Source organism: Pasteuria penetrans (genome assembly GCF_900538055.1).
Classification (GTDB): Bacteria; Bacillota; Bacilli; order Thermoactinomycetales; family Thermoactinomycetaceae; genus Pasteuria; species Pasteuria penetrans.
This window is the reverse complement of sequence record NZ_UZAC03000001.1, coordinates 1,567,027-1,593,099: the sequence shown is the minus strand read 5'-3', so window position 1 is coordinate 1,593,099 and position 26,073 is coordinate 1,567,027. Positions and strand designations below refer to the sequence as shown.

Here is a 26,073-nt window from a genome sequence, read left to right as displayed (position 1 = left end):
TATGGCACAACTGACTATGGTTAAGGCACTCAATGATGCTCTTCGTATAGCGTTGGCTACAGATCCTTCTGTTTTGCTTTTGGGGGAGGATGTAGGTAAAAACGGAGGGGTTTTTCGTGTCAGTGAAAATTTGCAGGGGGAATTTGGTGAGGAACGGGTTTTCGACACCCCATTAGCGGAGTCGGGAATTGGTGGTATGGCTGTGGGTTTGGGTGTACAAGGTTTTCGTGCGGTGGCGGAAATTCAATTCATTGGATTCATTTTTGAGGCGATGGATTCCATTATGGTTCAAGCACCACGGATGCGGTATCGCTCCGGGGGGAGGTATTCGTGTCCCATAGTGTTTCGTGCCCCCTTTGGTGCAGGTGTGAAGCCGCCCGAACTACACGGGGATAGTTTAGAGGGTCTTCTGGTCCAATCCCCTGGTCTTAAGGTTGTTTGTCCCTCTAATCCTTATGATGCCAAGGGCCTTCTCTTGGCTGCCATTCGTGATCCTGACCCTGTTTTCTTTTTAGAGCACTTGAAACTTTATTTTTCCAAATCGGAAGTCAAAGAGGGTGACTATACGATTCCTTTGGGCCAAGCGGCCGTGGTTCGTGAAGGGGTGGATGTTACGCTCATTTCCTACGGTGCCATGGTACGTACTGCGATGGCAGCGGCCGAAAAGCTGGCGGAGGGGGGTACGGAGGCGGAGGTTATTGATTTACGGACATTGGCTCCCCTAGACCTGGAAACGATCCTAGCATCTGTAGAGAAGACGGGTCGGGCGGTAGTCGTCCAAGAAGCCCAACGCCAGGCGGGTGTGGCGGCCTCCATTGTCGCGGAGATTCAGGAGAGTGCCATTCTCTCTCTACGTGCTCCTGTGTTGCGTGTTACCTCCCCTGATACCGTGCTCGCTTTTCCTTTGATTGAGGAACAGTGGTTGCCTTCTGTGGGACGGGTGATTCAAGCCGTGGAACAATCGATAAATTTTTAGATTTATTTATATTCATGCAGAGGTGTTATTACGATAGAAAAACTAGTAGGTAGGGGGTGGTAGGTATGGCTTATGAGTTTAAGCTCCCCGATGTTGGTGAGGGGATGCAGGAATGTGAAGTGATTCGATTGCATGTGAAGGAGGGGCAGAGGGTTGAGGCATATGCACCCTTCATCGATGTGCAAACCGATAAGGCTTCAGTAGAAATACCTTCCCCTGTAACAGGAATAGTGACTTCCTTGTTCGTTAAGGAGGGGAAAGTTGCTTTTGTGGATAGTACGATCGCATGGATAGAGGAGGCAGGAACAGAGGGGAGGGATGAGCAGGCTCCTCCCCAAGATCCGGGGTTGGAAGGAGGTGAAACAGGGGCTTCCCAAAAACGACAGACGGGGGTGAAGGAGCCTACCCCGGAAAGGGTTGCAGCCGGGGGTCGGCGGCTTGTCTTAGCATTGCCCTCCGTTCGGCGCCTGGCGAGGGAGTTAGGGGTAGATTTATCTGAGGTGCGAGGGACAGGTAAGCAGGGCAGGATCCTGGCAGGCGACGTAGAGAGGGCAAGGGAACAGGGAGCGTCGCCCGTTAGGGATATAGGTGAGAAGGAATCTACTACGACGGGGTCTACCCCTGTTTCCCCTCCTCCTTCGTCTGCTCCTCCCTTGTCTGCTAGGGGGCACGGGAAGTTGGGTCAACAGATGGAAGAGGGCATCGAGGTAGTAGAGGAGATAGAGCCCTTACGCGGTATTCGCAAGGTGATTGCTCAGCGTATGGTGGAGAGCGTAAAGGTGATTCCGCATGTGACCCTGATGGATGAGTGGGACGCGGTGGAATTGGTTTCCCTGCGCCGTGAAGTTCAGGATTTGACGGGGTCTAAAATTACCTACCTGCCATTTTTTATCAAGGCAGTCTTGTCAGCTTTACGGTCCTATCCCCATGTCAATGCCTGTTTGGATATGGAAAGGGAAGAGATCATCGTAAAGAAAAAATATCATATGGGGATAGCAGTGGCCACGGAGGCGGGTCTGATGGTTCCTGTGATCCGTGACGTGGATCGCAAAACCTTGCTAGAGCTGGCTGCGGAGGTGAGTGAAAAGGCGATAAAGGGGCGCGAGTTGAAATTGGAATCATCGGATTTGCGCGATGGTACCTTTACTATTACAAGTTTGGGGAGTATGGGTGGTAGTTTCTTCACCCCCATCATCGCACATCCGCAGGTGGCCATTCTGGGTGTAGGTGCTATGAAGGAGAAACCTGTTGCTCGGGATGGGCAGGTAGTCATCCGCCGGCAGGTACCCATTTCACTCAGTTTTGACCATCGGTTAGTGGATGGGGATGTAGCTGCACGTTTTCTGTCCCATATGCGCGAACGCATCGAACAACCGAAACATCTGCTGATGGAGATGAGATAACGATGGTAGTGGGGGATTTTGCACAAGACGTTGATGTGTGTGTGATTGGTGCAGGACCGGGTGGATATGTGGCCGCTATTCGTGCAGCACAGTTGGGTCGCAAGGTGATCCTCGTTGAGCGCGATCAACTCGGAGGCGTTTGTCTCAATCGCGGCTGTATCCCCTCCAAAGCGCTCATCAGTGCGGCCGATCGTTACGATAGTTTCAGGGGGGCAGCTCAGCTGGGATTCCGGCTTCCCGAGAAAATAGACATCGATTGGGATCGTTTGATGGCGTGGAAGAGGGGTGTTATTCAGCAGCTTCGCGTGGGGATTACGAAATTGTTGTCCGCTAATGAGATTGAGGTTGTGTTTGGTGAGGCCCGTTTTATCGGTCCTTCCTCAGTTCGTGTGGTTACGAAGGAAGCTGGTCAGACCTATAATTTCAAACAGGCTATTGTGGCAACCGGTTCGCGGCCGTATAGATTACCAGGTTTGCCCATGGACGGGGGGAGGATTCTCTCTTCTACAGAGGCATTGGAGTTGCCATCCCTGCCCGAGCGTATGTTGATCGTTGGTGGGGGGTACATTGGTCTTGAGTTAGGAACTGCCTATGCCAAATTGGGTACACAGGTGACGATCCTAGAGGGGTCAGGATCCCTGTTACCGGGTGTGGAGCCCCGTTTGGTGCAGATTGTACAGAATCGTTTTCGTAGAATTGGTGGGGAAATTGTCACCCATGCCCGCGTTCAGCAGGGGCAATCCACGTCTACTGCTGTACATGTTATGGCTGTGGTAGACGGGAAGGCGCAGCAGTATACGGCAGATTATTGTTTGGTGGCTGTAGGTAGGGTTCCCAATACGGAGGACCTGGGGTTGGCAGTGGCGGGTGTGCATTGTGATGATAAGGGTTTCATCAGAACCTCCTCCTCTTGTTGCACGAGTCGATCGACTATTTATGCAATTGGTGATTGTGCGGGCGGCGATTTGCTAGCCCACAAGGCTAGCTTTGAGGCCAGAGTGGCTGCTGAAGCAGCCTGTGGACGTTTTAGTGTCGTTGATGTTCAGGCGATGCCCTATGTAATCTTTAGCGACCCTGAGATTGCTTATGCGGGTTTTACCGTGGAGGCTGCGAGAAAGGCTGGTTATGATCCTGTGGTGGGTCGTTGCGCATTCCAGGCGAACGGACGTGCCTTATCTCTCCAACAGGGGGAGGGTTTTATTCAGGTGGTAGTCGATTCCGAAACGGAGCAGATTGTAGGGGTTCAGATGGTCGGTCATGAGGCCTCTAGTTTGTTGGCCACGGCCGTGTTGGCAATTGAAACGGGTGTTTCTGCAGAGGATATTGGCCTCATTGTACATGCTCACCCTACACTTTCAGAAGCTTTTGCGGAGGCAGCGGAGAATGCTGTGGGTCGATCGATTCATGGTGTGAATAGAAAAAGAGGGTAGGAAAAGGAAGGTGCTTGATGTTTTTTTCCCTGGGGCGCATCTATAACAGAGGATGTCCTCTTTTTACGCAGGGGTATGCGGAGGGGCGGGTCGTTTTTTGTTGTTTGCGTCCATTGAACACCCCTCCTCAAGGATTTGCGAACACTAGTTCCCTGTACTAGTGTTTATGTAAATAAAATATATATATAATTTATGGTGTTGGTGCAAATCATGGTGGTAGCAACAGTTCCAACCCCATCATTTTTTACCCCCTACTATCTATAGAAACTTTTTATAAATAATTTTATTTATAAGTAGATATGGATTAGGGGGTTTTTTGTACTAAACATCCTTAATATGAATAAAAAACAAGGAAAATAGAATCTATAGTAAAAAAATTTAATTAAAAATTCCTACAGAAAGGGAGAATTTCGTCTGAATGGGAAAACAGGGTCTGGCTCTGAAAAACGGAAGGGAAATGTTGTATGAGTTGTGTCCACCACGTAAGGAGCTTGGGTTCAAAGAACCTCCCAATGGAGTTCCTAATTCGATCCTTGGCTCCATTTCCGGTTTGGGATATTGTTTGGGTTCCCATTCCGTTCTAGATTTTCAGGATCCCTGCCTTTTTCGGTTTTGCTTTTCTTCCAGGGCCTTTCTGGGTTCATAATTTCCCTATATCTTGGATTTTGGGATTGTTGTGAAGGATACTTCAAAGATGGGTGGGGATGAAGGATCGGGATATGGCATGGGTTGGTTGCGACGGAGGGGATCGATGATGATGGAAGGTTCTCTGGTGTGGCCGTTGTTGGTTGTAGTGGGTCTTGTCATGTTCGGTGTTTTGATATTCGTACATGAACTCGGCCATTATATATTCGCCCGCTATTGCGGTATTTTTGTGAGTGAATTTGCTGTTGGTTTTGGTCCAAGGGCGTGGTCCAAAAAATGGGGGGATACGATTTATAGTGTTCGTTGGATCCCTATCGGTGGGTTTGTTCGTATGGCTGGAATGTTGGGAGCGGAGGAAACGAAACCCGATATCCCATTGGGCCATAGGGTATATGTACGGTTGAACGGTGATGGGGGGGCGGAGGAACTTTACTTATATGATCCTGGGGATTCTGTAAAAAAGGGATCGGATGGTAATGTTGGTGTGGCCCCTCATTTCTGGATTACGGGTTGGGTAAGGGGGATTGATACGGATCGTTTGGTGATTTCCTTGGCCGAATCACAGGGGGAAGAGGCATCATCCACAATGTATCCCTTGGTTATGGGGGCGTTAGTGCATAGGGATTCCGAACGATCGCCTATCGAAGTCGTACCTAAGTCGTGTCGTTATGATTCTAAGACCCTGGGTCAGAGGGTTCTGACAATCTTTGGGGGTCCACTGGCCAACCTCCTGTTTACTATACCGTTGTTTGCACTGTTCACAGCGATTTCCGATAAGGACCAATGGATAATCACCCATGTGGCCCCCGGGAGTATAGCCATGGATCAGGGTTTGCAGTCTGGGGACATCCTGGTTTCTGTCGATGAATTTGAGGTGCTTGGGAGGGAATTTCTCAGAAATGTAATGGTAAGGGGGTTTGATTCTTCCCAATCCCTGAAGTTGACAGTGAAGAGGGGGGATCGTTTGGAGGATGTGACCTTCCCCCATCAGGAAATGGCAGGTTCTATGCAGGGGAGAGTTGTATCCACGGGGGAGGAGGTGGGGGACAGACTGGGTGCGTTGGGGATACAAGGGACCTATGTTCCCGGTGAACAGGGTTGGTTGGATGTTCCCAAAATGAGTTTAGTTCAAATGGGCTGGGTAACATCGTGGACCGTCAAGAGTATAAAGGATATTCTCCAGAGAGGTATTCCGTTGCAGGGACCGGATCGTAAGGTGAGTGGGATGTTGGGGATCCTTTTCAGTGTATTACCCCGAGCCATATTGTCTGGTGGTGTACCCACCCTAGTTTTTATCATGGCCGTTCTCAGTATCAATCTTGCCATCCTCAATCTCATCCCCTTCATACCTATGTTGGATGGAGGGAGATTGTTTCTTCTATTCATTGAAATGTTGATCGGTCGTCCTATCGATGAACGTATACAGATGGGTTTATATTATGCTAGTTTTGTTTTTCTCATGTTGTTTCTTATCTACTTGAGTCTTGGCGATGTGCTCCAATGGATTCAGACTTAGGATCTTCCCGTTTGCTTTTCCTATTGCGACATCTGTGGCTGATTGTACTGGGGAACCCAGGATTTTCCTTCGGATGGGTTTCTGGAAACCCATCCATCGTTCTAAAGGAATTTGGATCGATGGGGGGAAGGGTGCAGGGATGGTTGTGTGAACTTTCCTTTTTTTCTTTCCTCAACATTTATGGAATTCTTCGTCACTCCCTGTTTTTGATTCATTATCAACCTTTTTATATAATTTTTATACTATTTTATTTTTTATTGCATATACTTCTGTTCTACAGGGATGATTCCCCCAACTTCGGGGGGACTGATGTACCCACCGGACCTGGCTTGCCTGCGGAATCTGCGGCAGATGGTCCTGGATGGTCTTTTGCGTTTTCCGAGCATGGAGTGGCTGTGTTACAATATGTAGCATGAGGGGGGTGTATCCTGTGGGGGCATCCATTGTGGTAAAAGTTCGCTCAACGGAAATCGATAGAATGGGCCATCTGAATCATGCAAAGTATTTGGAGTATATGGAATGGTCCCGTGGGGAGTGGCTCTCCGATTGTCACTTGTCTCCAAGGGTGTTGGATGCCAAGGGGTTGGGTGTAGCTGTTGTCCATGTTCGTATCGATTACCACCGTGAAATTCATGTTGATCAGCGTCTGCAGGTGACGACCCATCCTCTCAGGACAGGACGCACCAGTTTCACAGTGAAGAACGAGATATTGGATGTACAGGGGGAATGTATGTCCGTCGCCGAGGTGGTTAGTGTGCTCCTCGATCTCAAAATGCGATGCGCGGTACCCTTGTTGCCGGAGTTGCGTGCTGCTTTCGGGAGTTCCGATCGCGTTCCATAGGTGTTGTTGCGTTGTCCCCTGGGGATTCCCATTGCATCGTGGGAGGTGGATCGATGGGAGTAGGTGTGGGCTGTTTTCCTTATTTGAAAGAATATTTATCTTTGTATGGTCGATAAAGGGAATAAGGGGGATGAACCATGTCCTATTCTCCGTTGTATGTGGAATTTTTTCATCATTTTAATGTAACAGAGGATTATTTTGAGTGTCATGAGGTATTAGAAGCACTCTGGCTTGAAACAGCTCGGGATCCTTTTTATCAGGGGTTGTTACAAGTGGCTGTTTGTTTGTATCATCATCGGAACTGTAATTTAGGGGGGGCGCGGAAGTTAATGGAGGCGGCCTTAACGAAATTGGCGCCTTATGGGGAGCCAGTGTATAGGGGTATTCATCTAGGATCCCTGAAAACCCTAGCTCGTCAATATTATGATAAGCTGCATAGTGAGGGTCACGACTTTACGTTTTCCCCCTTTCGCATTCAGGTCATAGATCCGGAGTTGCGGCGCTTGGTTCAGGAATTTGGTGTTCTCAAAAAATGAGAACTTCTGGGGTAGTGGGAGCATTGTATTGGTTGGCTAGGGGGATACCAGTACGGCTTCGTTGTTTTTTCACGGATCAGGTAGAGGTGTTGTCCCCCGGACGGGTTTGTATGGGAGTGATACATAGAAAATAGCATGGGGGGTTGTTGGTCGTGTTCTGGGCATAGGGTCTGTGCTGTGGTCCGGGATACTGCGGTTGATAGATTTGTTGCTATGGGGGATGTGTCCAGGATGAGGGCAATAACAAGGGGAGCAGAACGGACCCCGCATTTTCCTGGTCTCTCCTATGACTTCTTAAAACAGTGAGCCCTATGGGCGTGTTGGTAGGGGGTTCCCCTTTACGTTGTTTTCCTACATAACATCGAATATTCTCTAAAATGAAAATATATAAAATAGCAGTTATTTTTAGAAAATAACATCTAATAATCCTTTTGTGTAATGTGGAACAAGGGATTTCATTATTCGGGAGGGGTGTTTTGGTTATGTTTGCGGGGTGTAGTAGGTGCTCACCACTAAATTTTCTTTGTCGATCCCTTCGGCGTTATGGTTGTGTTTTTGTTTTGTGGTTCATTTCCATTGGAATATGGAAAAATAGTGCATTTGCCCTTCTCTTTTGGGATCGGGATGAGAGCAATCCGGTTCTATGGGAGCCCCCCAGTGTTCTGAGTACGATGGGTTACGATCCCGCTGATGGGCGGCGTGAGACACCTCGTTCGCCAGGGGGGGTAGTGGTTCCCCTCCTCATCGCAGGGGGACGGCTACGGAGGGCTCGTGAATGGTTGGTTTGTTGTGAGCCCAATTTGGAAGTGCGTGGGGCCCTTCGTTCGATGTACGAAGAGCTGGAGGCAAATTTAGGGGCTTGTCTCAAGGCAAGAGGGGATTTCCTTGAGGCACTCAACCAGATCGCGAGGCGTTGGGTAGGCCGGTTCGTTCGCAGGCCGGGTGAGGGATTGCGTTTTCGTGTCCTTGATTTTTACGTGGTGTATTGGCATACACAACTTTTGAATGACACAAATTATCGTATGTTGTGGCGTTATTTGCGTCGTTCTCTTCTCCGCGAGGGAAGCTGTGGCGGTGGTCCCAAATGCATAGAACAGAGGGCTATTTTCCGGTCCGTTTTTCTATATGAAATTCAGCTACCGGTTTTGGAGGAAAAGAGTTGGGAATGGCTTTCTGAGTATGCTGTTGATTATCTGGCCACCTGTTTTTTTGGCACCAATTACAAAAGGCTATCGGTTGGTTTGCGTACGCAAGTGGATCATTACGTTTGGGTTCTAGAGAGACATTGGCGTTGTTATGCGGCTGAAGTAAAACTAGCGGTTGCTGTCCCCTAAAGTGGGAGTACTATGGGAATTTTTGTTTTTGTACGTGATTTGCGCAACATACTATGGGATTGGGGGGATTATTTATTATGCTTTGTCGTCTCCTTATCCCCCATGGGAGAAAGTGATTTCCGAACGATAGGGAGATTGGAGTGAGATGAAGGGATTGGAGTTCCTTTCGGTAGGCTGTTACAATAGATATAGATCTTTTCCGCGAACGTAATGGTTCAGGAGTGTGGGGCGGGGTTTGTGGATGGTGTCCCCCTTACATGGAAAGAAGATGGGGGTTGTAGAATGGATGATTATTCTTTTGCTCGTTCCACCCTTTCTATAGGGAAAACAACGTATACTTATTATGATTTGCCGCGGGTAGCGACCCAGCTAGGTGTGGATTTGGGGAGTATTCCTTTCTCCTTGCGGATCGTTTTGGAAGCCATGGTCCGCCAGTACGATGGTAAAGTCATTACGGAGGCACACATAACCAACCTGTTGAATTGGCAGCGGGACGAGACAGATCCGGGTGAAGTGGCCTTTAGGCCATCGCGAATTGTATTACAGGACTTTACCGGTGTCCCGGCGGTTGTAGATCTCGCTGCTCTGCGCTCGGCCGTGGCCAGGAGGGGGGGGGACCCGGCCCGAATCAGTCCTGCTGTTTCTGTGGATCTTGTGATCGATCACTCTGTGATTGTGGATCGGGCGGGGACCGCCGATGCCTTGAATTTCAATGTAGAGAGGGAGTTTGCCCGTAACGAGGAGCGCTATCGTTTGTTGCGTTGGGCTTCGGAATCCTTTGCCAATTTTCGTGTGGTTCCTCCCTCCACGGGAATCGTTCACCAGGTGAATCTGGAGTATTTGGCCCGGGTGGTTTCCGTGCTTGAGGGGGAGGATGGGCCCGTACTAGTCCCGGACACTTTGGTAGGTACGGATTCCCACACGACGATGATCAATGGACTGGGTGTGTTGGGTTGGGGTGTAGGTGGTATTGAGGCGGAGGCCTGTATGTTGGGTCATCCACTCTTTTTCGCGGCACCCAAGGTCATAGGTGTACGGCTGCAGGGCTCTTTATCCCCGGGGGCAACGGCCACAGATTTAGCGTTGACGGTGACGGAGATGTTGCGTGCGCATGGTGTAGTGGGAAAATTTGTGGAATTTTTTGGACCCGGTTTCGCGTCGCTTAGTTTAGCTGATCGGGCTACTGTGGCTAACATGGCTCCTGAGTATGGGGCAACCACTGGTTTTTTCCCTGTAGATCAGGAGACATTGCGGTATCTTCGTGATACGGGTCGTTCCGACCAGGTTATCGAGATGGTACAACGATACTGCGAGGCACAAGGTCTGTTTTGGAGGGCCGAGGAACCCGACCCGAAGTATTCCACACAGTTGGAGTTGGATTTGGGTGAGGTGGTACCCAGTCTTTCGGGCCCCAAGAGGCCGCAGGATCGTGTAGCCCTGGCCGATATGAAAAAGTCATGGTGCAAGGTGTTGACCCAATCGGTTTCCGAGAGGGGTTTTGGTATCGGCAAGGGGGATTTGAACCGGTCTGTTCCCCTTTCCTTGCACGGGCAGAGCGAGGAACTTAGGCATGGTTCCGTGGTGATTGCTGCGATTACCAGTTGTACCAATACCAGCAATCCCTCCGTTATGTTGGGGGCGGGTCTCCTGGCTAAAAAGGCGGTGGAAAGGGGCCTCCGTGTACCGGCTTACGTAAAGTGCAGTCTCACTCCCGGCTCCAAAGTGGTAACGGCTTATCTGGAAAAGGCGGGTTTGTTATCCCCTCTGCAACGGTTGGGTTTTTACTTGGCCGGCTACGGGTGTGCAACCTGTATCGGTAATAGTGGGCCACTGGAGCCAGAGGTGGAGGAGGCGATACATACGAGGGAGTTGACGGTAGCTGCGGTGTTATCGGGCAATCGGAATTTTGAAGGGCGTATCCACTCGTTGGTGAAGGCTAATTACCTTGCCTCTCCCCCTCTGGTAGTGGCCTACGCGCTGGCGGGTACGGTGGATATCGACTTGTTGAACGATCCTATTGGTGAGGATGCGGCGGGTCACCCTATTTATTTTTTGGATCTGTGGCCAAGCGGGGAAGAGGTGGAGGCGGCTGCGGTTTCTGCGATGAACAGGGAGCAGTTTCAACAACAGTACTCCGAGACGTTCACTGCCAATGAAAAGTGGAATGAACTTCCCACTCCCCATGGATTACTTTATGCTTGGGATCCCGGTTCCACCTACATCCAGGAACCGCCCTTCTTCACCGATAAGGTAACTGTGGGGGATAGACTTGCTGCTATTCACAGGGCCCATATTTTAGTGTTTTTGGGTGACTCTGTTACGACGGATCACATCTCGCCAGCAGGTGCGATTTCTTCCACAAGCCCGGCTGGGAAATACTTACAAGATGAGGGAGTTTCCATCGCTCAGTTCAACTCCTATGGATCGCGGCGTGGGAATGATCGTGTGATGACAAGAGGAACATTCGCTAATTTGCGTATTCGCAATCTCATGGTACCGGAAAAGGAGGGGGGGTATACTCGACACTTTCCCAGTGGAGAGGTCCTATCGATCTATGATGCAGCTATGCGATATCGTACCGAGAAGAGGCCTCTGGTTATCCTGGCTGGTACAGAGTATGGTACGGGAAGTTCACGGGATTGGGCTGCTAAGGGAACGTTCTTGCTGGGTGTGCGGGCAGTGATAGCACAGAGTTTTGAAAGGATCCACCGGAGCAATTTGGTAGGTATGGGTGTTTTACCCTTGGAATTTTTGCCTGGGGATAGCGCGCAGTCGTATGGGTTCACGGGGGAGGAATGCATCGACATACCGGCCGTTCCGGAGGAGTTTCAGTCCCGATCACAACTTCAGGTTACGGTGGAAAAAACGGATGGATCCCATTTTCTGGTCCCCCTGCTGATGCGGCTGGATAGCGCTATCGAGTTATCCTACTATCGTGCGGGTGGTATTTTACCTACAGTTCTCGGAAATATTTTGCAGAAGTGAGCAAGAGTGGAGCGACAGGGTCTCTGCAGTTTCTGGGCCCTTGTTTTTCTTTGTTTGTTTTTGGTATTTTGGCATACATAGATGGTGTGTACCGTTCCATCATTGGACAGGAAAGGGGTGTAGTATGAATATTTTCGAGGGCCTTGTTGGAAAATTGGCAAACATTCATATATGGTTACCCGCCTTTATCATAGGCCTCACGGTTCATGAATGGGCGCATGGATGGGTAGCGTATCGTTTGGGTGATCCGACGGCCTATGAGAGGGGACGCGTGACTCTCAATCCACTTCGTCATATAGATCCCATGGGCTTTTTGTTTATTCTACTTGCCGGTATAGGGTACGCTCGTCCTGTTCCTATCGATGATTCACGTCTCCATCATCCGAACTTGGGGTATATGGCTGCTATACTCGCTGGGCCCATGAGTAATTTTCTGTTGTCCCTTGTGGGTGCCTGCGTACTTCAAGAGGTTTACGGTGGGATGCCGGATGATTCCTATGTCTACCAGTTCACCCACGCTTTTTTCGGTGCGAATGTGATTCTATTTACCTTCAATCTCATCCCTCTTCCCCCCCTGGACGGATATCGGATTCTAACATCCTTCCTCCCTCGTTCCCTCAGAGTTGCTTTGTATCCCTTCGAAATGGTTGGTGTAGCTGTATTTCTGGTTCTTTTTTTGTTTGTCCCGGAATTTAGGAAACTGTTCCACGACATCGTTGAATATGTAAGTGATGCAATAACACAATCGGTCCGTGATTTTTTTCACTCTCATTGAGCAGAGGATGAAATGTGGGTTTTCTTAGATCCGAAATTTTGGCTTAGCCCCCCGGAACCCTACGTGTGATGCTTTCGTAATTATGTGGCCTCCGCCTCGTCTGCCCCAGCCGGATGGATACTCGAACTGTGTTTTGATTTGACTTTGCCCAGCCTCGCTATACCATCCCCTTACCTTCACTGTTGCTTGTGAAATGATCCGGGCAGTCCGGATCATTTGCCTCATGGATAGGTTCGCTGGGCTTTGATTCCTTGGTCTTGGTATCAGTGAGCTTACCATCTTAACAGGAATTTTTCGTTTCTTCTTTTCCTTTGAGATTGGGATGTTCCACCGCTAATACCCCCTGTATGGTAGCCATTTCTCTGGGGGAGTGTTTGCATGTCATCCCCCCGACTTCAGGGATCCTCCCTTCCTTTACCTGAAGTGAGTTTGCTGGTTTCGAATACAGAAATTTGCATTCTTGACTTGCTCCCTATACCCAACGGATGTGGGATTGTGCTAAATAATCTGACTCAAGTGTTTTTTCTGAAACTTAAAATCCTGCCAAAACCGGGTGCGCTGTATGATCCAGGGCGTAGGACTCCCGACTTTTTTAGAGAAAATTTTTGCTGTAATTTGATTCTTGGTATATTTTTTTACATCAATATCGAGTTACATCAGACACAACTACAAGGATAACAACGATCATAAATACCCTTACTTAGCCTATTTGTTATGTGAACCCAGCGGTGCGACCCCTTTCCCCCTATCCTTTACTGTTGGGGGCCCATCCAATATAGGATCCCCAGCCATGGAGTCCGATATTCGGATACTATATTCAGACTACCCCGAGAAAAAACCCCCTCAATACGTAATGAGTTTATCGATGGATTGAAGGGTAAGTGAGGATTTCATCGTAGTAGATTCTAGCGCAGATATGTCAGTAATGCAAGGGAGATGGGAAAAATGATATGAGATTTCTCCTCAGGAGGGATTTGAGGCTTTCGTTTTCTGGGATAAATGTCCTGCGATCGGTGGGAAACAATGATCTAACAAGGGGGAGTATTCGCATTATAAAAATTTCCATCAAGATATTCATCGCGATCGAGAGGGTAATTTCTCCCTAGTTTCTGGAGGAAAGGAGGAAATTTATCAAGTAGTATCCAAATATTTTACAAATAGACAAATATTAATAAATATATATAAAATAACATATATTGAGTGAAAACATTTAGGTAAAATCAATATCATAATATAATACTAATGTTTTATATTGGAAAAAATTAAATATATAATATGTTATAAGAGCAATGGTGAAGGAAGCAATAAGAGGCGGTATTTTTGTGGTCCCCCCGGTTCTTGCTTTGGGGTATTTAGGAATTCCGGCGGGATTGGATGCCACAGCGGACCATAATATCCCGAGGGAACTGCACGACTCTTCCCACTCATCAAGTTTAGCCCCAGATAGAGGGGCACCCTATGGATAGGGGGCTGGTAGCGACAAAGGGGATGGTTTGCATTTCTTCATGGGGGTGAACGGGGAAGCTAAGGCGGTTGCTGTCTTACTCATCAGGTGGTTCAGACCCAGAGGTGTTCCGTTCGAGGGATGGTTTAGGGGAATACACTACCGTAGTTTCTCATGGGGCCAAGGCGCCCCTTTGCAATCCCTCGATTCATCAACTGGTGTCCATCATGACCTTCGCAGGGTGTTAGGGGTAAGACACACAGCATCAGCGGGGCAACCACCCCTATCGGGAATATCGGGGGGTTGTTCTCAAAGGGGCTGTTTTGTTCTTGTTTCTCCCCCTTATCCTTGCCACCCATTCCCAAACACAGTCCACTGCCTCGGGGGCTATCAACAAGTGGACAACCATCGGGTGTAGGGTATAAAGTTCCCAGCAGAGTTTTCTAAATCCCTGGAAACTGATCGGGATTTTTCCATTGAGTATATATATCCGCGTTTTGGCCTACCTACCAGGCCAAAATGAGGTATAAGAAGCTCAATAGCATGCGAAAGGCCCATAAGGTGGATTCAGTATATACGGAGGGAGGTACGGGAACCTATTCCGCTCATTGGCTATCCATTATACTAAGATAGGGGCTTATAAGATCCGCGCATAATGCGAGGGTAGTATGTGTTATGGTTCTGTGTGGGGGTTGTTGGCTAAGATGCTAGCCCTATTCGGCGTTGTGCGGAACTTTTCCCCTAGCCTAGCATCCCATGGCAAATACACAAGGCATGCGAATAGGGTGTCATTTTTCCGCAGCACCTTGTGTTTTTACTCTTTTCTCTATTAATATACCCTTTTTTATGGATATTTTGTAGTTCATTTAGGATATCAAATCCTTAAGAATTGGAATTTTTTGTTGGGAATTGCTTCTGTTGAGTTTGCTGTTCGGTTATGGTTACGGGTGTGGCGGTGGATGAATTTGCCCTGGGAGAGAGGGACGATGGGAGTTGAAACAAGTTGTATGCATATTTTTATACCATGCGGTGACCGTTTTTTCGGGGATAGAGGCAATGAGGAGATTTTTTTTTCCATGTTGTTTGCAGATACCATTGTCTAGGAGGATGAGGTGGTCGGCCCGCTCTGCCAATTTTAGATCGTACGTGGTGGAGAGAACGGTTACACTGTTTTTAGGACGTTCTTGCAAAGCCCTTTCCAGTAGCTGTTTCCCTAGGGGATCCAGGCCATATGTGGGCTCGTCCAGAAGCCAGAAGACGGGTTGCAATAGTCTGGAACGGATGATCATGAATTTTTTCCAAGTTGAACCCATTAGGGTACAAGCGGGTCTATGGCGGTAGCGGGCGAGTCCCCCTTGCATAATTTCACGCCGACAAAGGAGTCGCGGTTGGGGCCATTTTTTGGACTGGGCTGCCTGTAGGAGGATGTTTTCTACGGTTTGCATAGTAGCGATTCGTCCACGAATAGGTAGATAATGGAGATGATGGCGTAATCCAGTCGCCTGGCTTATTTTGCGGTGGGCGTTGCCTAATTTCCATAGGAAGGGCTCATCGTAGATACCGGTATAAGCAATATGTCCATCATCAGGGACTTGTTCCAGGGCAGTCATACGTATCAGGATGGACTTTCCTGCACCCGGATTTCCTAGAATAGCAGTGATTCCCTCCGGTGCTTTTGCCGACAGTTGGAGCAATCCGTACCCCAGGCAGCGGATATTTCTCTCCCAGTAAGTCCTTTTCTTTGTACGGGAGGTCCTTTTGGTAATACAGGACCAGGTGATGGAATGCATTAGGTTAGTTCAATCCCTTCTTACCCTTCACCACAGTTTGGGGTCAGGAGGAATAAAGCATTCCCCCGATATGCTTCCAAATAGTATAGTGATTATAATAATTATTATCGTTGGAACAAATTTTGGATTCGTTATGTAACAAGGGGAGACAACCCTGCCCATCTTTCCCATGGTGCGGGTTCCCTTTTCCTAGTTGCTATGGAAAGAGGATACCCGGTTGGGGTGGAATGGGGAAATTACGAACCCATTGTGTAAAAGGTAGGGGGGGTTGTTTTTGGGGATAGGGGATACATTCTGTAACGTTGGATTTTGTATGAACGGTTTTGGTATGGGGACTAGACCTTGCGTCTTGATCCACATCTGTCCATTGATAAACGATTTCATTTACGAAAGATTTGTTTGGGTAGGTATTAGCAAAGTAAAAAGTGATAGGATGGGGGCGGGGGTCATTTCTGTCGCCATTATTTTCACCAACACCATGAATTCATTTTCTGATCCATTTTCGATCAGTGTTTGAAGTTGATCGGTTGTTGTAGTTAGGTTGGACGGGGTTATGTTTGGGGTGTGTGATCTTCCGTGGGGTAGTTGTAAAGGTTTTTTTTACAATGAATTGTAATTTAGTATTATTTTGAGATCCCATTGTATGGGGATATTATGTTGTAATAATCATATTTTATAGATAGTAAATCAATCTAGAAAAGCGGATTTTTTTAAGAAAAAAGATTGGGGGGCAGGGAAACAGGGGGTATTCATTCCATATGTTTAAATTTCTAAAAATTAAAATAAATAATAATTTTCAAAACATCACATGGGAATAATAATGCGTTTTTGTTGGTTATCTAGTAAGGGAACCGGATGGTATGCTGGTAACTCCTAAAAATGGTTCTCAATTGTTAGTACGGTTGCGAAAAACGAAGGACTGGCTATAGAAGATCACAATTATGGTTCATTTCCATTTTTCGGATGTTTCACTGAAAAAATTTTATTGGGACCCAGACATGTTCCGACATGGAGTTTGTTGCGTTCGTTATTTTCTTGCGGTTTCCCCGGAATGACCCATGTTTTTGTTTCAAACAGGATCTCTTCTACCCATTCCAGGGGATTTTATAGAATGGGGTGTTGTTTCAGCACCACGGAAATCATGCATTTTGAAACCTGTGTGTACAATGGATCCTTGTGAGAGGGATGTAGTATGGGAACATGGGTCGACATGGGATTGTGTGGGGGTTCTAGTACCATGGGGATCCATGGTTTGCTTGTCTCGGTTGGGAAGTCCCGCATGGATACTGCAAATTTTCTTCTCTTTCTTCAGGGTGACAAACGATGATAATCCCACCATGGAGGGTTTAGCAAAATTGTGATGGGAAGGCTAGGAGGGATTCGATCTTTCCTGATTTCCTCCCAGCCTTCCCCATCGGGCGTGTAGTTTGGCTAATGGGTGGGATGTTATGGAATATGGATGATGGGTGGTAGGAAGGGCGATATTGGGAGGGTTTCTGGACTTAGGAAAGGTTTTACTGTTGTCTCGGAATCACCGTTTCCAAGACAGGGGGATGATATTGTGGTTTGGACGTGGGATGGAGGGGACCACCGTCCCAAGGTATTTTTCACCCTACCGTTTGATTCGTGTTTGTATCCATGTTCGTTTGGGACGATAGTCATCGATCGTTGGGTAGGATGGTAATTCATGGGTAACACTGGGAAGAAATGATCCCTCGGATGCCCCGGTCTATTTTGTCCTTTTTCGCGTTTCGGGGGCAAGTAGAGTGGAAGCCGCATGCCTTTCTAACTATTATAATGTGGGTAAAGATTTTGTACGGAAATACATACAAGGAGGAGTTCGCATAATCCTGCGTCTTCCATCTCATACTACAGCCATGGTTTCCATTGCATAACTGATTTCGAATTAAAACCTTTATCAATGGAAGTGGGGGAACGCACGTTATGAAGGCAACGGGCATTGTGCGCCGAATCGATGATTTGGGGCGTGTGGTAATTCCTAAGGAAATCCGTCGAACCCTTCGTATCCGGGAGGGCGATCCCCTCGAGATTTTTGTAGATCGGGATGGGGAGGTTATCCTAAAAAAATATTCCCCTATCGGGGAACTAGGGGATTTCGCTCAGGAATATGCAGAGGCACTTTATGAGAGTTTACATCATGCTACATTGATCTGTGACAGGGATACTGTCATATCGGTGGCGGGTGTCCTCAAGAAGGATTATGTGGACAAACCCGTGAGTGAACTTCTGGAGAATTGTATGGATCAACGGCGTACCCACCTCGAGGCCCAAGGGGGTAGGGCTGAGATCGTACGAAATCAGGGTGAGGAGTATCAGTCCTATGTGATCGTACCCATTATTTCTGGTGGTGACCCGATCGGTGCTGTTGTCCTTTTTTCCAAACAGGAGGGTACCGTTATGGGGGATACGGAAACGAAGTTGGCCAGTACAGCTGCAGTTTTCTTAGGAAAACAAATGGAACATTGAGAAGGGGTCTCTTGGTTGGGCGCACTGTTTTTTCTGCGGTCCATTTGTGACCTTGGTTTGCCCCGTTACCGGGGCGGGGGGTACAATGGGGGTTGAACAAGAGTGGACAGAAGGGGTAGAGGGATTAGTGCGTCTTTTCCGTGGGGCGATGATCCTCATTGTTGCATCTATCGTCAGTAAGGTACTGGGGTCAGTATATCGTTTCATTTATCAGCAAGAGGTTGGGAACGTGGGTTTCTTCATTTATCATCAGGTTTCCGTTGTTTACCATAGCCTGATCGTTTTTGCTGTGGTGGGTTTTCCCCTGGCCGTTTCCAAGTTAGTCGCTGAGTGCCGTGCTCGCTACGATGAAGCGGGGGCCTTGCGGGTCCTACGTTCCTCCCTAGGGTTACTCATGATTATAGGTGGGGTTTGCTTTTTGTGTTTCTTTTTTGGTGCGCCTATCATTGCTGGTTTGATGCAGAGTCCGGATTTGATGACCCTGCCTATCCAATCCATATCCTTCTCCTTTCTCGTCATTCCCGCTATTTCCGCATTGCGGGGCTTTTTTCAAGGCCATGAGGTTATGTTTCCCACTGCGGGTTCTGAGGTAGCGGAGCAACTGGTGAAGGTGTGTACGGTTATCGGTGCTGCTGTTTTCCTTACAGGGGAGGCTATTCCTCTTCCGATGTCGGAGGCGGTTCGGGCAGGGGCTGGTGCCCTGTTTGGTTATTTCACAGGGGGGTGTTCGGCCTTACTGTTGTTGATCGGTTGTTACTTTTTTACGAAGCGCTGGATGCGTCCTTTCCCCTCCTCTTCCTCCCCTTTACCTATTCCAGTAGATCGTCGTCGCCCCGATTCTTCCTATTCCCTTTTTGGGACTTGGTGGTCCTTGTTGGGGGTGGCTTTCCCCATGTGTATCGTAGCGTTTTTCCAGTCCCTACACACCTCATTGGGATCATTCATCATTCCTAACGTTCTGATCTCCTGGGGGGTGGAGGACTGGGTTGGTAGCGGTAGAAGGGCTATGGCTATTTTCAATAAGCCTCAGCCTTTGCTCCACGGGGGTTCCACAATTTTTACAGCCCTCAATATGGCAGCTCTTCCTAGTGTAGTAGCTTCCCTACAGTTATCCGATCGTACATTGGCCAGAGAGCAAGTGGAACGTGTCTTGAGGTTTACCTGGGTGGTGGGTTTGCTTGCTTCAATTGGATTGGCAATGCTTTCTAGGCCATTGAATATGTTTTTGTATGCCAATGACGAGGCAACGGGGTATCTTGTTTTGTTGAGCTTCACAACATTGTTCTCTGGTCTTACATCTATAGCAGCGACTCTTTTGCAGGCGGAGGGTAATCTGTACAGGCCCGTTCTTTACCTGGTTCCGGGTCTAGTGGTACGCGTGCTTGGGTATTTCCTCTTCATTCCTGATTTCGGATTGTATGGGGCCGCTGCGGCAGGTCTCCTGGCCTATATGGTATCGGCCTACGTCAGTGTGCGCGGTCTCGTAAGGAAGTTTTCTCTGCGGGGGAGGATATGGGGGTGGTTACCCGCCAGTCTTTCTGCCAGTTTCTTAGCAATTGGTGTAGGTATGGCCCTGTATCGGGTTCTGGAATCCCTTGGGTTAGGGGTTTCCCGTTTTGGTGCAACTGTGGAGGTTTTAGTTGTGGGTATGGCGATCCTCTTGGCGTTTGCCTGGCCCTGTCATAAAATGAATCTTTTTACATGGGGGGAGTTTCGATCCTTCTGGAGGAGACCCGCCGCGGGGAATCAAGTGCCATGAGGGTTATTCCTGGGGTAGAAAATGCTGTGCAGAGAGGCTACTGATGGAGTATCCCTTCAGGCGTGCTTGGTGGTTTCCTGCAAACCAGACGGTAATGGGATGGTCCTTACGGTTTGGGGTGTGTTGGGTTACATAGAGCATATGGGGATATGGTTGTCCTCCTTCCCCGTTCGAAAGAGGTCCTCTTTTGCTGATGATGGCAACATGATCAAAGTCCCCATCCCCTGCCCAGTCGCCGAAAAGGGGATCCCCAATTTCCAAGTGGGTGTACAGGGTTTTATAGGCAGCTAGGGAGAGGGATTTTTCCCCCATCGTAGGGGTAGTTTGTATGGATTTTGCTCCCCGTTGTGCGAGATGGCGTTGCAGAGAATCGGCTATGCTCCAGGTGATGGAGGGTGGGGTGGTCCTTTGTACTTCCTCCCTATTCCATTCAATTTTAGCAGGATACCATGATGAAGTTGCATAATGATCCCCATAGTGTGGGGCCAGGCCCCCTGCGTGAAGGGTTTGTGAAACAAAGTTGGTGCAGTCCCTCCAACAGTTCTTGCATTGAAGTAGGCGGGAGAAATATCGGTAGTTGGGTTCCTCATTGCGGGCAAAGGCCCACCTGTGGGCATAGGAAATAGCCACATTGGGCCGGTAGAAGCGTTTTGTTATGTGGGTTGGAGGAGGGATATTTCCTTCCCCGTTGTCGTTGGGTAGTAGAGTGTGGATGACCGTATCGAGATTCTCTTGTGCCCTTTTTCCTTGTTCGGTGTGGGGTTGTAGTTCGCGCAGTGCAATCAGGTCTTCTGGTGTGGCTGCGTTATGGGCAATTTTTTGTGTCAATTCAGTAATTTGATAATTTTTTTCCTCATTCTCTTGCCAATCTAAGGCGGTGGCCAATGCGCGGATAGGATGAAGAGCGTCTGTTTTTTGTGGAGGCCCTTCACGGGATGGTGTATTTCCGTTCCCCTTTGATACCATTGGGTTATCCGTTGGGCTGTCATGTATATCGTTGAAAACCGTGCTGAAGAGTAATGAGAGCTGGTGTGGATGTTGCACCATTCTTTTGAGTCCCTGTATCGTACGCGGTAGTTGATCCAGAAGAGGGAATTTGTGCCGGAGAGTTTGGATCGATACCAGGGCTTTTTTCCATAGTCCATGATCGTGGTTCAGGTTGGTAGGTGGACGGATGGGATAGTGGGCTATGTTTTGTAATATTCCCTTTTGATCACTAGGATTCAGGGGTACTGGAGTGTTTATTTTTTGGGGGTGGGTATCCCCGCTGTTCCCCTGTTCGGGTGGACGTAAGGATGGATTATGAGGGATCTGGGGGAGAGATTTTCGTACGGTTGGGTTTGGGATATGGCGGTTAGAGAGGAAGGGCATGGGTTTGCTGACCCGGTTGGATGTAGTAGGTAGTGAGGTTCTGCTTGATAATTCGGATGGAATAGGTTTTTTGGGGGGGAGGAGATGGTATCCGGAAACGATACTGATGCTCAGGGAAATTAGACTTATACCTATGAGCCATTGTTTTCGCAAGTTTGCTATCAACTCCTGTGGTAGGTTTGGATTGGGTATAGGGAATTGGAATATGTGTCGGTGGGGGCGGGGTTTGCCCTTATGAGGTAGTAGGTGATCATGAGAATAATTTTTTTTCATTTTTCCAACGGATAGTACAGAATGGGGTGAATTCCTTGCGTGTTGATTTATTTCTTAAGGTTTCTCGCTTGATCAAGAGACGGGGGGTGGCCAAAGAAGCTTGTGAACAGAAGCGCGTGTGGGTCAACGGCCGTCCCGTTAAGCCGGGGGCGGAACTTTCCCTCGGGGATACCATCGAGTTGCATTTGGGGAGAAGACGTGTGACTGTCAAGGTTGTGCGGTTCTCTAAAGTGGTTCGAAAGGAGGAGGCATCTTCCTTGTATCAATTAGTAGCAGAGGAGTATTCCTCAGCCGTGGGGGGGAAAACGGGGGATTTTGGGGTACAGAATTCCCCTATCGGTAATGATGATGGATGGATGGAAGGTGGGGGTCGGCGTCGTTAGATCCGTTTTCCCCCGCCCCGTATTTTCCACGGCTTGTCCGGTTCTATGTCACCTGAGGATTTCATAGATTGTACAAGTACCAACCATGGGTGTGAGGTGGATCTGTGGTTGTCTATGGTTCATACAGGGAAGGGGTTGGTGTAGAGGTGGAGGATACACGGGCGCGTAAACCCCATGAAATTGTGATTACCAATCGGGGTATTGCTCGCGTTACAGGTGTGGTAGGTGTGGAAAGTTTCGATAGCGAGGGTTTCCTATTACAGACGGATTATGGCTATCTTGGGATCCGGGGTCAGGACCTGCAGCTGCGGGGCTTGGACTTGGAACAAGGAATGGTAGAGATGGAGGGCCGTTTACTTGATGTTAGCTACTTGGATGATGCGCCTGGCGTTGTAGGGCGTGGTCAGAGGGGCTTGTGGGGACGGTTGTTTGCGTGAGTTTGTTCACCCAATTCCGTTCGTTGGGGTTGCTGGTAGTGACGGGGATGGGCTTAGGTTTATTACTTGATCTCCAGCGGGCTTGGATCCAGGTATTACGTTTACGAGGTATTCTTCTAGTGTTTGCGGATATCCTGTATTGGGTATGGGTTACAGGGGTAATTTTTTGTGCTTTTTTTCTTGCCAATCGAGGTGAGGTTCGTTTTGTGCTATTAGTGGCTCTTTTGTTGGGTTTTTGTGGATACCAAGGTATGTTGCATCATACCTTTTCGTCTTGGTGTGTGTGTTGGGTGCGATGGGTGAGTTTCATAGTAAAAATTATAGCTAATTGTATTAAATTTACTATAATCCTGTTATTAGTAGTTCTGCAGTGGTTGCTATATACCTTGGCCCGTCCCTTTGTATTGCTTTGGAAATTTTTGTGTTGGATGTGGAAACCTCTTCGTCGCTTTTTTCCTTCCTTTCCTTCATCCCCTAGAAATTCTGAATTATCCGATGAAATCGAGGATTCCAAAGAGGAGGATTTGTGATGGTTTGCTTTCCTTATCTTATTGGCTATTATTGAGGGTGTTATAGGATTAGATTGTAGAACTAGGATTGGGGGGGATGTGAGTGGGGCTTCCGCTGGCAGTCCAACGTCGTCGCGGGTTATGGCTTGTTTTTATGTCTCTAGTGGGTTTATGGTCCATTCTGCAGGTAGTTGCACAGAGGATGCATATTTACGAGAGGGAACAGGGGATGAAGCTTTTACAGCAAAGATGGGTGCAGGTTCAAACGTTAAGAGGGCAACTAAGGGCTCATTTGGAGGCAGAGCAAACGGAGGAAAAGTGGGAGGGGCGTCTGCACAGGTACGGGTATAAGCGTCCAGGTGAGTCCAACTTTGTGGTGGGACCCGGAGGGGTAGACAAATCGACCTGATTCATTTCTATAGATGTCCCTTGGGATCGTGTAATGCTTGCGTTGGACCACGTGCGTAAATTTTTCGAGGAAGGTTTCCCCGGGGATTCTTTAAAGGGTTTACCGCACCCCAAGTGGGCCTCCTTTGAACCTGAATTCATGAAATATATTCATTTTTTGTAAATGGTGACCCTGCGGAAAATAATATAAAACTTATTATAATATTTTTATAGTATTTATTAAAACAGAAAAATATATTTTTAAAAGTTTTAATTATTTATAAGTATAAAAAAATATATGTAAATGTTTCTGGTATTGGGTACTTTATATAGTTGAAATTTACCACCTTCTGGGAGATCACACGTGAAAATTTAGTATTATTCGGTTATTTTTTGTTGCCCCCAAGATTGCCGAGGGGTAAGGGTAGTTGGTTCCCGTTTTGCTCCTTTTGCATACATCAAATAAGCGGACATAAAGCCGAATTTTTATTATTTGTTAAATTTTATTATATTGTATGCAGTTATTTCAGATCCCATCTGAATATCGGGACTGGGAATTTGGTCCTGTGAACGATCGTTGTTTGATAGATCGAATGGTTCGCGATAGGGTTTCGTGCTTACATCCTCATATATTTTAATTTACCCAATTGTATTTAAATATATGAAAGGAAGTAAATATTATTACATGTTACATTTTTATAAAAATTTAATTATGTCGAGTAGACCTGGCATTTCAGCCGAGCCTCTCACGTCGAGTAGGGCTGGCATCTCAGCCAACCCTCTCACAGAACCACACGTACTACTCTCGCATTATGTGGCTCTTATGATCCCATAGGATTTTCCCCATTATAAAACACCAGTCTGGTGTCACGTTCTTTGTACCTTCCTCTGCTGTGTTCTATACGGGTTTCGATCCCATGTTGCCTGGTCCAACTTGCGATCATCTCCTTATCGCAGATTGTGCGTCCAGTTAGACCCATCCCATCGGGCCTAACCCACGATCATCTCCTTGCTTCGGATTGTACGTTGGCTGGTCAGGCAGACCATTCAACCCCTTCGCTCCACCCTCATTACAAGGGTTTCTTCACTACTATGAGTTGATCCGACTCTGTTCACGGAAGCTTCGGTATACCCTTAGCCCTTTACACCTGGCCTTAACCAGGTGTTCGTGCGACAGTCTCTCGTGGTTCCCTATGAGGCCTACATCAGGTTCATTGGATAGGTTCCGATACCCTTGTTTCGACATCAACTGCGCCTTTCGATGCTTTCCTCCGATGGTTCGTTTTACTAATCTCCCTGATTCACACCTGACAGGATTCTTTCGTCCTGCCTTTTCCCAGAACGCTCACCACCATTGCTCTTTACAACAGCAGCACCGGGTGGTTTGAAACCTGCTTACCACCTGCCGGTTTCGGGGGGCCCCTCCCCCATCCCTCATAGAGCACGACACGACACACAGATCCGGACATGATACCCTCGCATTATCCGGCTCCTCCGGAAATCAGGGTGATATCCCTTTTTCGGTTGTAATCTCCCCCTGGTTGATTTTCTTGGGTTCCTCATCCTTCGGAAATCATATCATGGTAGCGAATTACAACTATTGACATACATAATAAAAGTTAAAAATTACACAATGATTTAAAAATTATAATAAAACATAAAAAGTTACTGTAAATGGAAATTATGTAAAAAAATGGAATCCATACCCATACTCAGGGTAGGTTTGTTTTCCTGAAAATAAATATAAGAATATTATTTTTTTAGTGTGAAGATAGGGGATACATGGCAGGGATAGTGAATTCTCCCAGCCCCCATGCGGACACAGAGTGATCATCCATCCCACTAAGTTTCTTTGTCTGCTCTAAGCTGAAATTTTTATACATGGAATCAATCACCCTTTGGAATAAATCAAGGGTAGGATAACAGCTCACTCCATTCGTATAACGTCTGGCCTCTCTGTGATTTCTCTCTAAGGAACCCGTTGTACGATTCTGAATAGCATCCGCTAGGTCGTAATCGAGATACGTTGTCACATCATCAAAGGAAGCCCATAGACCTTCAACGAGCTTGGGCAACTTGGATTGATGGTCATCACTAAAGCATATCAAAGCCATGAAGGGCTTCTTTTTTGTCAAGAACATGAAAAATGTCTTGATAAATCCAGCTTCGGATGGGTTCCCACTTCACTCCTTTTTTTCTCGGTCTATCCTTTCTGAAGGCCTGGTAAAGATTCATCATTTTGTGGAATTGACACCCTTGAAAACCTGCTTGGGGATATACTTGGCTCAGCGCCTTTCTAATTCCCTTATGACCATCAGCAATAAAAAGGGTATCAGGATCCATTCGTAAACCGCGGTCGTAAACATTTTGGAGGGCTTCATACCAAGTTTCAGCTGTTTCGGGGAGATTTACCAAACTTGATAAAACCTCATCTGTTTTTATCCCTGATGTATTTTTCCTACTCGCTTTTATGACATAGACAGCTACTTTCCCGAATCCACGAACGGGTTTGTAGTAAGCATCCACCTTTACGGTCCTAATCTCATGCGGGTTTCTTATGGGTTCCTCATTGAATCCCCTATTCTCTTCATTCAGATGTACCATAAGTAATTTTGACACAGTGGAGCATGAGATTTTTGATCGCAGAATATCATTCGACAATTTGGATATTTTTTTTACGGACATACCAGCCTTACGTAAGGAGGAAAGAATATCTGTACACGACTTCGTAACACGACTTCGTACATTTTTTGTAGGGTTTAGTAACCGCAGATCGGAAATGTCCTTTTCTT

General features: G+C 47.6%; 24 protein-coding genes. 20 read left to right on the top strand and 4 right to left on the bottom strand.

The genetic code is table 11. The features are described 5' to 3' along the window. Position 1 precedes the first annotated feature (1 nt). The 12 genes from PPRES148_RS06530 to PPRES148_RS06490 all read left to right on the top strand — a co-directional run bounded on the left by PPRES148_RS06530 (position 2) and on the right by PPRES148_RS06490 (position 12,441). Positions 2-976: an alpha-ketoacid dehydrogenase subunit beta gene (locus PPRES148_RS06530; RefSeq protein ID WP_149453758.1), complete on the top strand. Its 975-nt coding sequence runs from the start codon at positions 2-4 to the stop codon at positions 974-976. A gap of 65 nt (positions 977-1,041) precedes the next feature. Further along, complete coding sequence (locus tag PPRES148_RS06525) at positions 1,042-2,379, top strand: dihydrolipoamide acetyltransferase family protein (RefSeq protein WP_149453757.1); 1,338 nt, start codon at positions 1,042-1,044, stop codon at positions 2,377-2,379. Positions 2,380-2,381: 2 nt separating this feature from the next. Beyond that, positions 2,382-3,809 (top strand): dihydrolipoyl dehydrogenase, encoded by a 1,428-nt coding sequence (gene lpdA / locus PPRES148_RS06520; protein ID WP_149453756.1) that lies wholly within the window; start codon positions 2,382-2,384, stop codon positions 3,807-3,809. A 418-nt stretch (positions 3,810-4,227) separates the two neighbouring features. Beyond that, complete coding sequence (locus tag PPRES148_RS12340; protein ID WP_223127988.1) at positions 4,228-4,455, top strand: hypothetical protein; 228 nt, start codon at positions 4,228-4,230, stop codon at positions 4,453-4,455. A 48-nt stretch (positions 4,456-4,503) separates the two neighbouring features. Then, positions 4,504-5,970 carry a M50 family metallopeptidase gene (locus tag PPRES148_RS06515; RefSeq protein ID WP_149453755.1) on the top strand — a complete coding sequence of 489 codons (1,467 nt, stop codon included), beginning with the start codon at positions 4,504-4,506 and terminating at the stop codon, positions 5,968-5,970. After that, the gene (locus PPRES148_RS11505; protein ID WP_187820753.1) at positions 5,955-6,386 is read left to right on the top strand and encodes a hypothetical protein; all 432 of its coding nucleotides are present in this window, start codon (positions 5,955-5,957) and stop codon (positions 6,384-6,386) included. Before PPRES148_RS06515 ends, PPRES148_RS11505 begins: the two co-directional genes overlap by 16 nt. 29 nt (positions 6,387-6,415) lie before the next feature. Next, positions 6,416-6,811 (top strand): acyl-CoA thioesterase, encoded by a 396-nt coding sequence (locus PPRES148_RS06510; RefSeq protein WP_187820752.1) that lies wholly within the window; start codon positions 6,416-6,418, stop codon positions 6,809-6,811. A gap of 137 nt (positions 6,812-6,948) precedes the next feature. Further along, positions 6,949-7,347, top strand: coding sequence for a DUF309 domain-containing protein (locus tag PPRES148_RS06505; protein WP_149453753.1), 399 nt, complete (start codon positions 6,949-6,951; stop codon positions 7,345-7,347). Positions 7,348-7,823: 476 nt separating this feature from the next. After that, positions 7,824-8,681, top strand: a complete 858-nt coding sequence (locus tag PPRES148_RS06500; RefSeq protein ID WP_149453752.1) for a hypothetical protein — start codon at positions 7,824-7,826, stop codon at positions 8,679-8,681. Positions 8,682-8,963: 282 nt separating this feature from the next. After that, complete coding sequence (gene acnA / locus PPRES148_RS06495; RefSeq protein ID WP_149453751.1) at positions 8,964-11,666, top strand: aconitate hydratase AcnA; 2,703 nt, start codon at positions 8,964-8,966, stop codon at positions 11,664-11,666. Next, positions 11,663-11,794 carry a hypothetical protein gene (locus tag PPRES148_RS12930; RefSeq protein WP_281289936.1) on the top strand — a complete coding sequence of 44 codons (132 nt, stop codon included), beginning with the start codon at positions 11,663-11,665 and terminating at the stop codon, positions 11,792-11,794. Before acnA ends, PPRES148_RS12930 begins: the two co-directional genes overlap by 4 nt. Beyond that, complete coding sequence (locus PPRES148_RS06490) at positions 11,791-12,441, top strand: site-2 protease family protein (protein WP_149453750.1); 651 nt, start codon at positions 11,791-11,793, stop codon at positions 12,439-12,441. Before PPRES148_RS12930 ends, PPRES148_RS06490 begins: the two co-directional genes overlap by 4 nt. A gap of 2,385 nt (positions 12,442-14,826) precedes the next feature. On the opposite strand, the gene PPRES148_RS06485 is transcribed toward PPRES148_RS06490, so the two are convergent. Then, positions 14,827-15,579 (bottom strand): ATP-binding cassette domain-containing protein, encoded by a 753-nt coding sequence (locus PPRES148_RS06485; RefSeq protein ID WP_187820750.1) that lies wholly within the window; start codon positions 15,577-15,579, stop codon positions 14,827-14,829. Positions 15,580-16,739: 1,160 nt separating this feature from the next. On the opposite strand from PPRES148_RS06485, the gene PPRES148_RS06480 reads away from it, so the two are divergent. From PPRES148_RS06480 to PPRES148_RS06470, 3 genes are all read left to right on the top strand, one after another. Then, positions 16,740-17,036, top strand: a complete 297-nt coding sequence (locus tag PPRES148_RS06480; protein ID WP_149453748.1) for a hypothetical protein — start codon at positions 16,740-16,742, stop codon at positions 17,034-17,036. A gap of 583 nt (positions 17,037-17,619) precedes the next feature. Then, positions 17,620-18,162, top strand: coding sequence for a stage V sporulation protein T (gene spoVT, locus PPRES148_RS06475; RefSeq protein ID WP_149453747.1), 543 nt, complete (start codon positions 17,620-17,622; stop codon positions 18,160-18,162). A gap of 85 nt (positions 18,163-18,247) precedes the next feature. Continuing rightward, positions 18,248-19,921 (top strand): putative polysaccharide biosynthesis protein, encoded by a 1,674-nt coding sequence (locus PPRES148_RS06470; protein WP_149453746.1) that lies wholly within the window; start codon positions 18,248-18,250, stop codon positions 19,919-19,921. A 3-nt stretch (positions 19,922-19,924) separates the two neighbouring features. On the opposite strand, the gene PPRES148_RS11495 is transcribed toward PPRES148_RS06470, so the two are convergent. Then, positions 19,925-20,968, bottom strand: a complete 1,044-nt coding sequence (locus PPRES148_RS11495; RefSeq protein ID WP_187820748.1) for an amidase domain-containing protein — start codon at positions 20,966-20,968, stop codon at positions 19,925-19,927. A gap of 322 nt (positions 20,969-21,290) precedes the next feature. Here PPRES148_RS11495 and PPRES148_RS11490 point away from each other — a divergent pair, with 322 nt between their 5' ends. The 5 genes from PPRES148_RS11490 (at position 21,291) to PPRES148_RS06445 (ending at position 23,303) form a co-directional block, all read left to right on the top strand. Then, positions 21,291-21,530, top strand: a complete 240-nt coding sequence (locus PPRES148_RS11490) for a hypothetical protein (protein ID WP_187820747.1) — start codon at positions 21,291-21,293, stop codon at positions 21,528-21,530. A 70-nt stretch (positions 21,531-21,600) separates the two neighbouring features. Then, the gene (locus PPRES148_RS06460) at positions 21,601-21,948 is read left to right on the top strand and encodes a S4 domain-containing protein (RefSeq protein WP_149453744.1); all 348 of its coding nucleotides are present in this window, start codon (positions 21,601-21,603) and stop codon (positions 21,946-21,948) included. A gap of 104 nt (positions 21,949-22,052) precedes the next feature. Continuing rightward, entirely contained in the window at positions 22,053-22,385 is a 333-nt protein-coding gene (locus tag PPRES148_RS06455; protein WP_246142925.1) for a YabP/YqfC family sporulation protein, read from the top strand. Further along, positions 22,382-22,915: a spore cortex biosynthesis protein YabQ gene (gene yabQ / locus PPRES148_RS06450; RefSeq protein WP_149453743.1), complete on the top strand. Its 534-nt coding sequence runs from the start codon at positions 22,382-22,384 to the stop codon at positions 22,913-22,915. The genes PPRES148_RS06455 and yabQ overlap by 4 nt, the downstream gene beginning before the upstream one ends. Positions 22,916-22,997: 82 nt before the next feature. Further along, positions 22,998-23,303 (top strand): hypothetical protein, encoded by a 306-nt coding sequence (locus PPRES148_RS06445; RefSeq protein ID WP_149453742.1) that lies wholly within the window; start codon positions 22,998-23,000, stop codon positions 23,301-23,303. Between the two features lie 1,738 nt (positions 23,304-25,041). Here PPRES148_RS06445 and PPRES148_RS06440 read toward each other — a convergent pair. Further along, positions 25,042-25,395, bottom strand: a complete 354-nt coding sequence (locus PPRES148_RS06440; RefSeq protein ID WP_149453741.1) for a hypothetical protein — start codon at positions 25,393-25,395, stop codon at positions 25,042-25,044. Continuing rightward, positions 25,376-26,053: a transposase gene (locus PPRES148_RS06435; RefSeq protein WP_281289979.1), complete on the bottom strand. Its 678-nt coding sequence runs from the start codon at positions 26,051-26,053 to the stop codon at positions 25,376-25,378. Before PPRES148_RS06435 ends, PPRES148_RS06440 begins: the two co-directional genes overlap by 20 nt. Positions 26,054-26,073 lie beyond the last annotated feature (20 nt).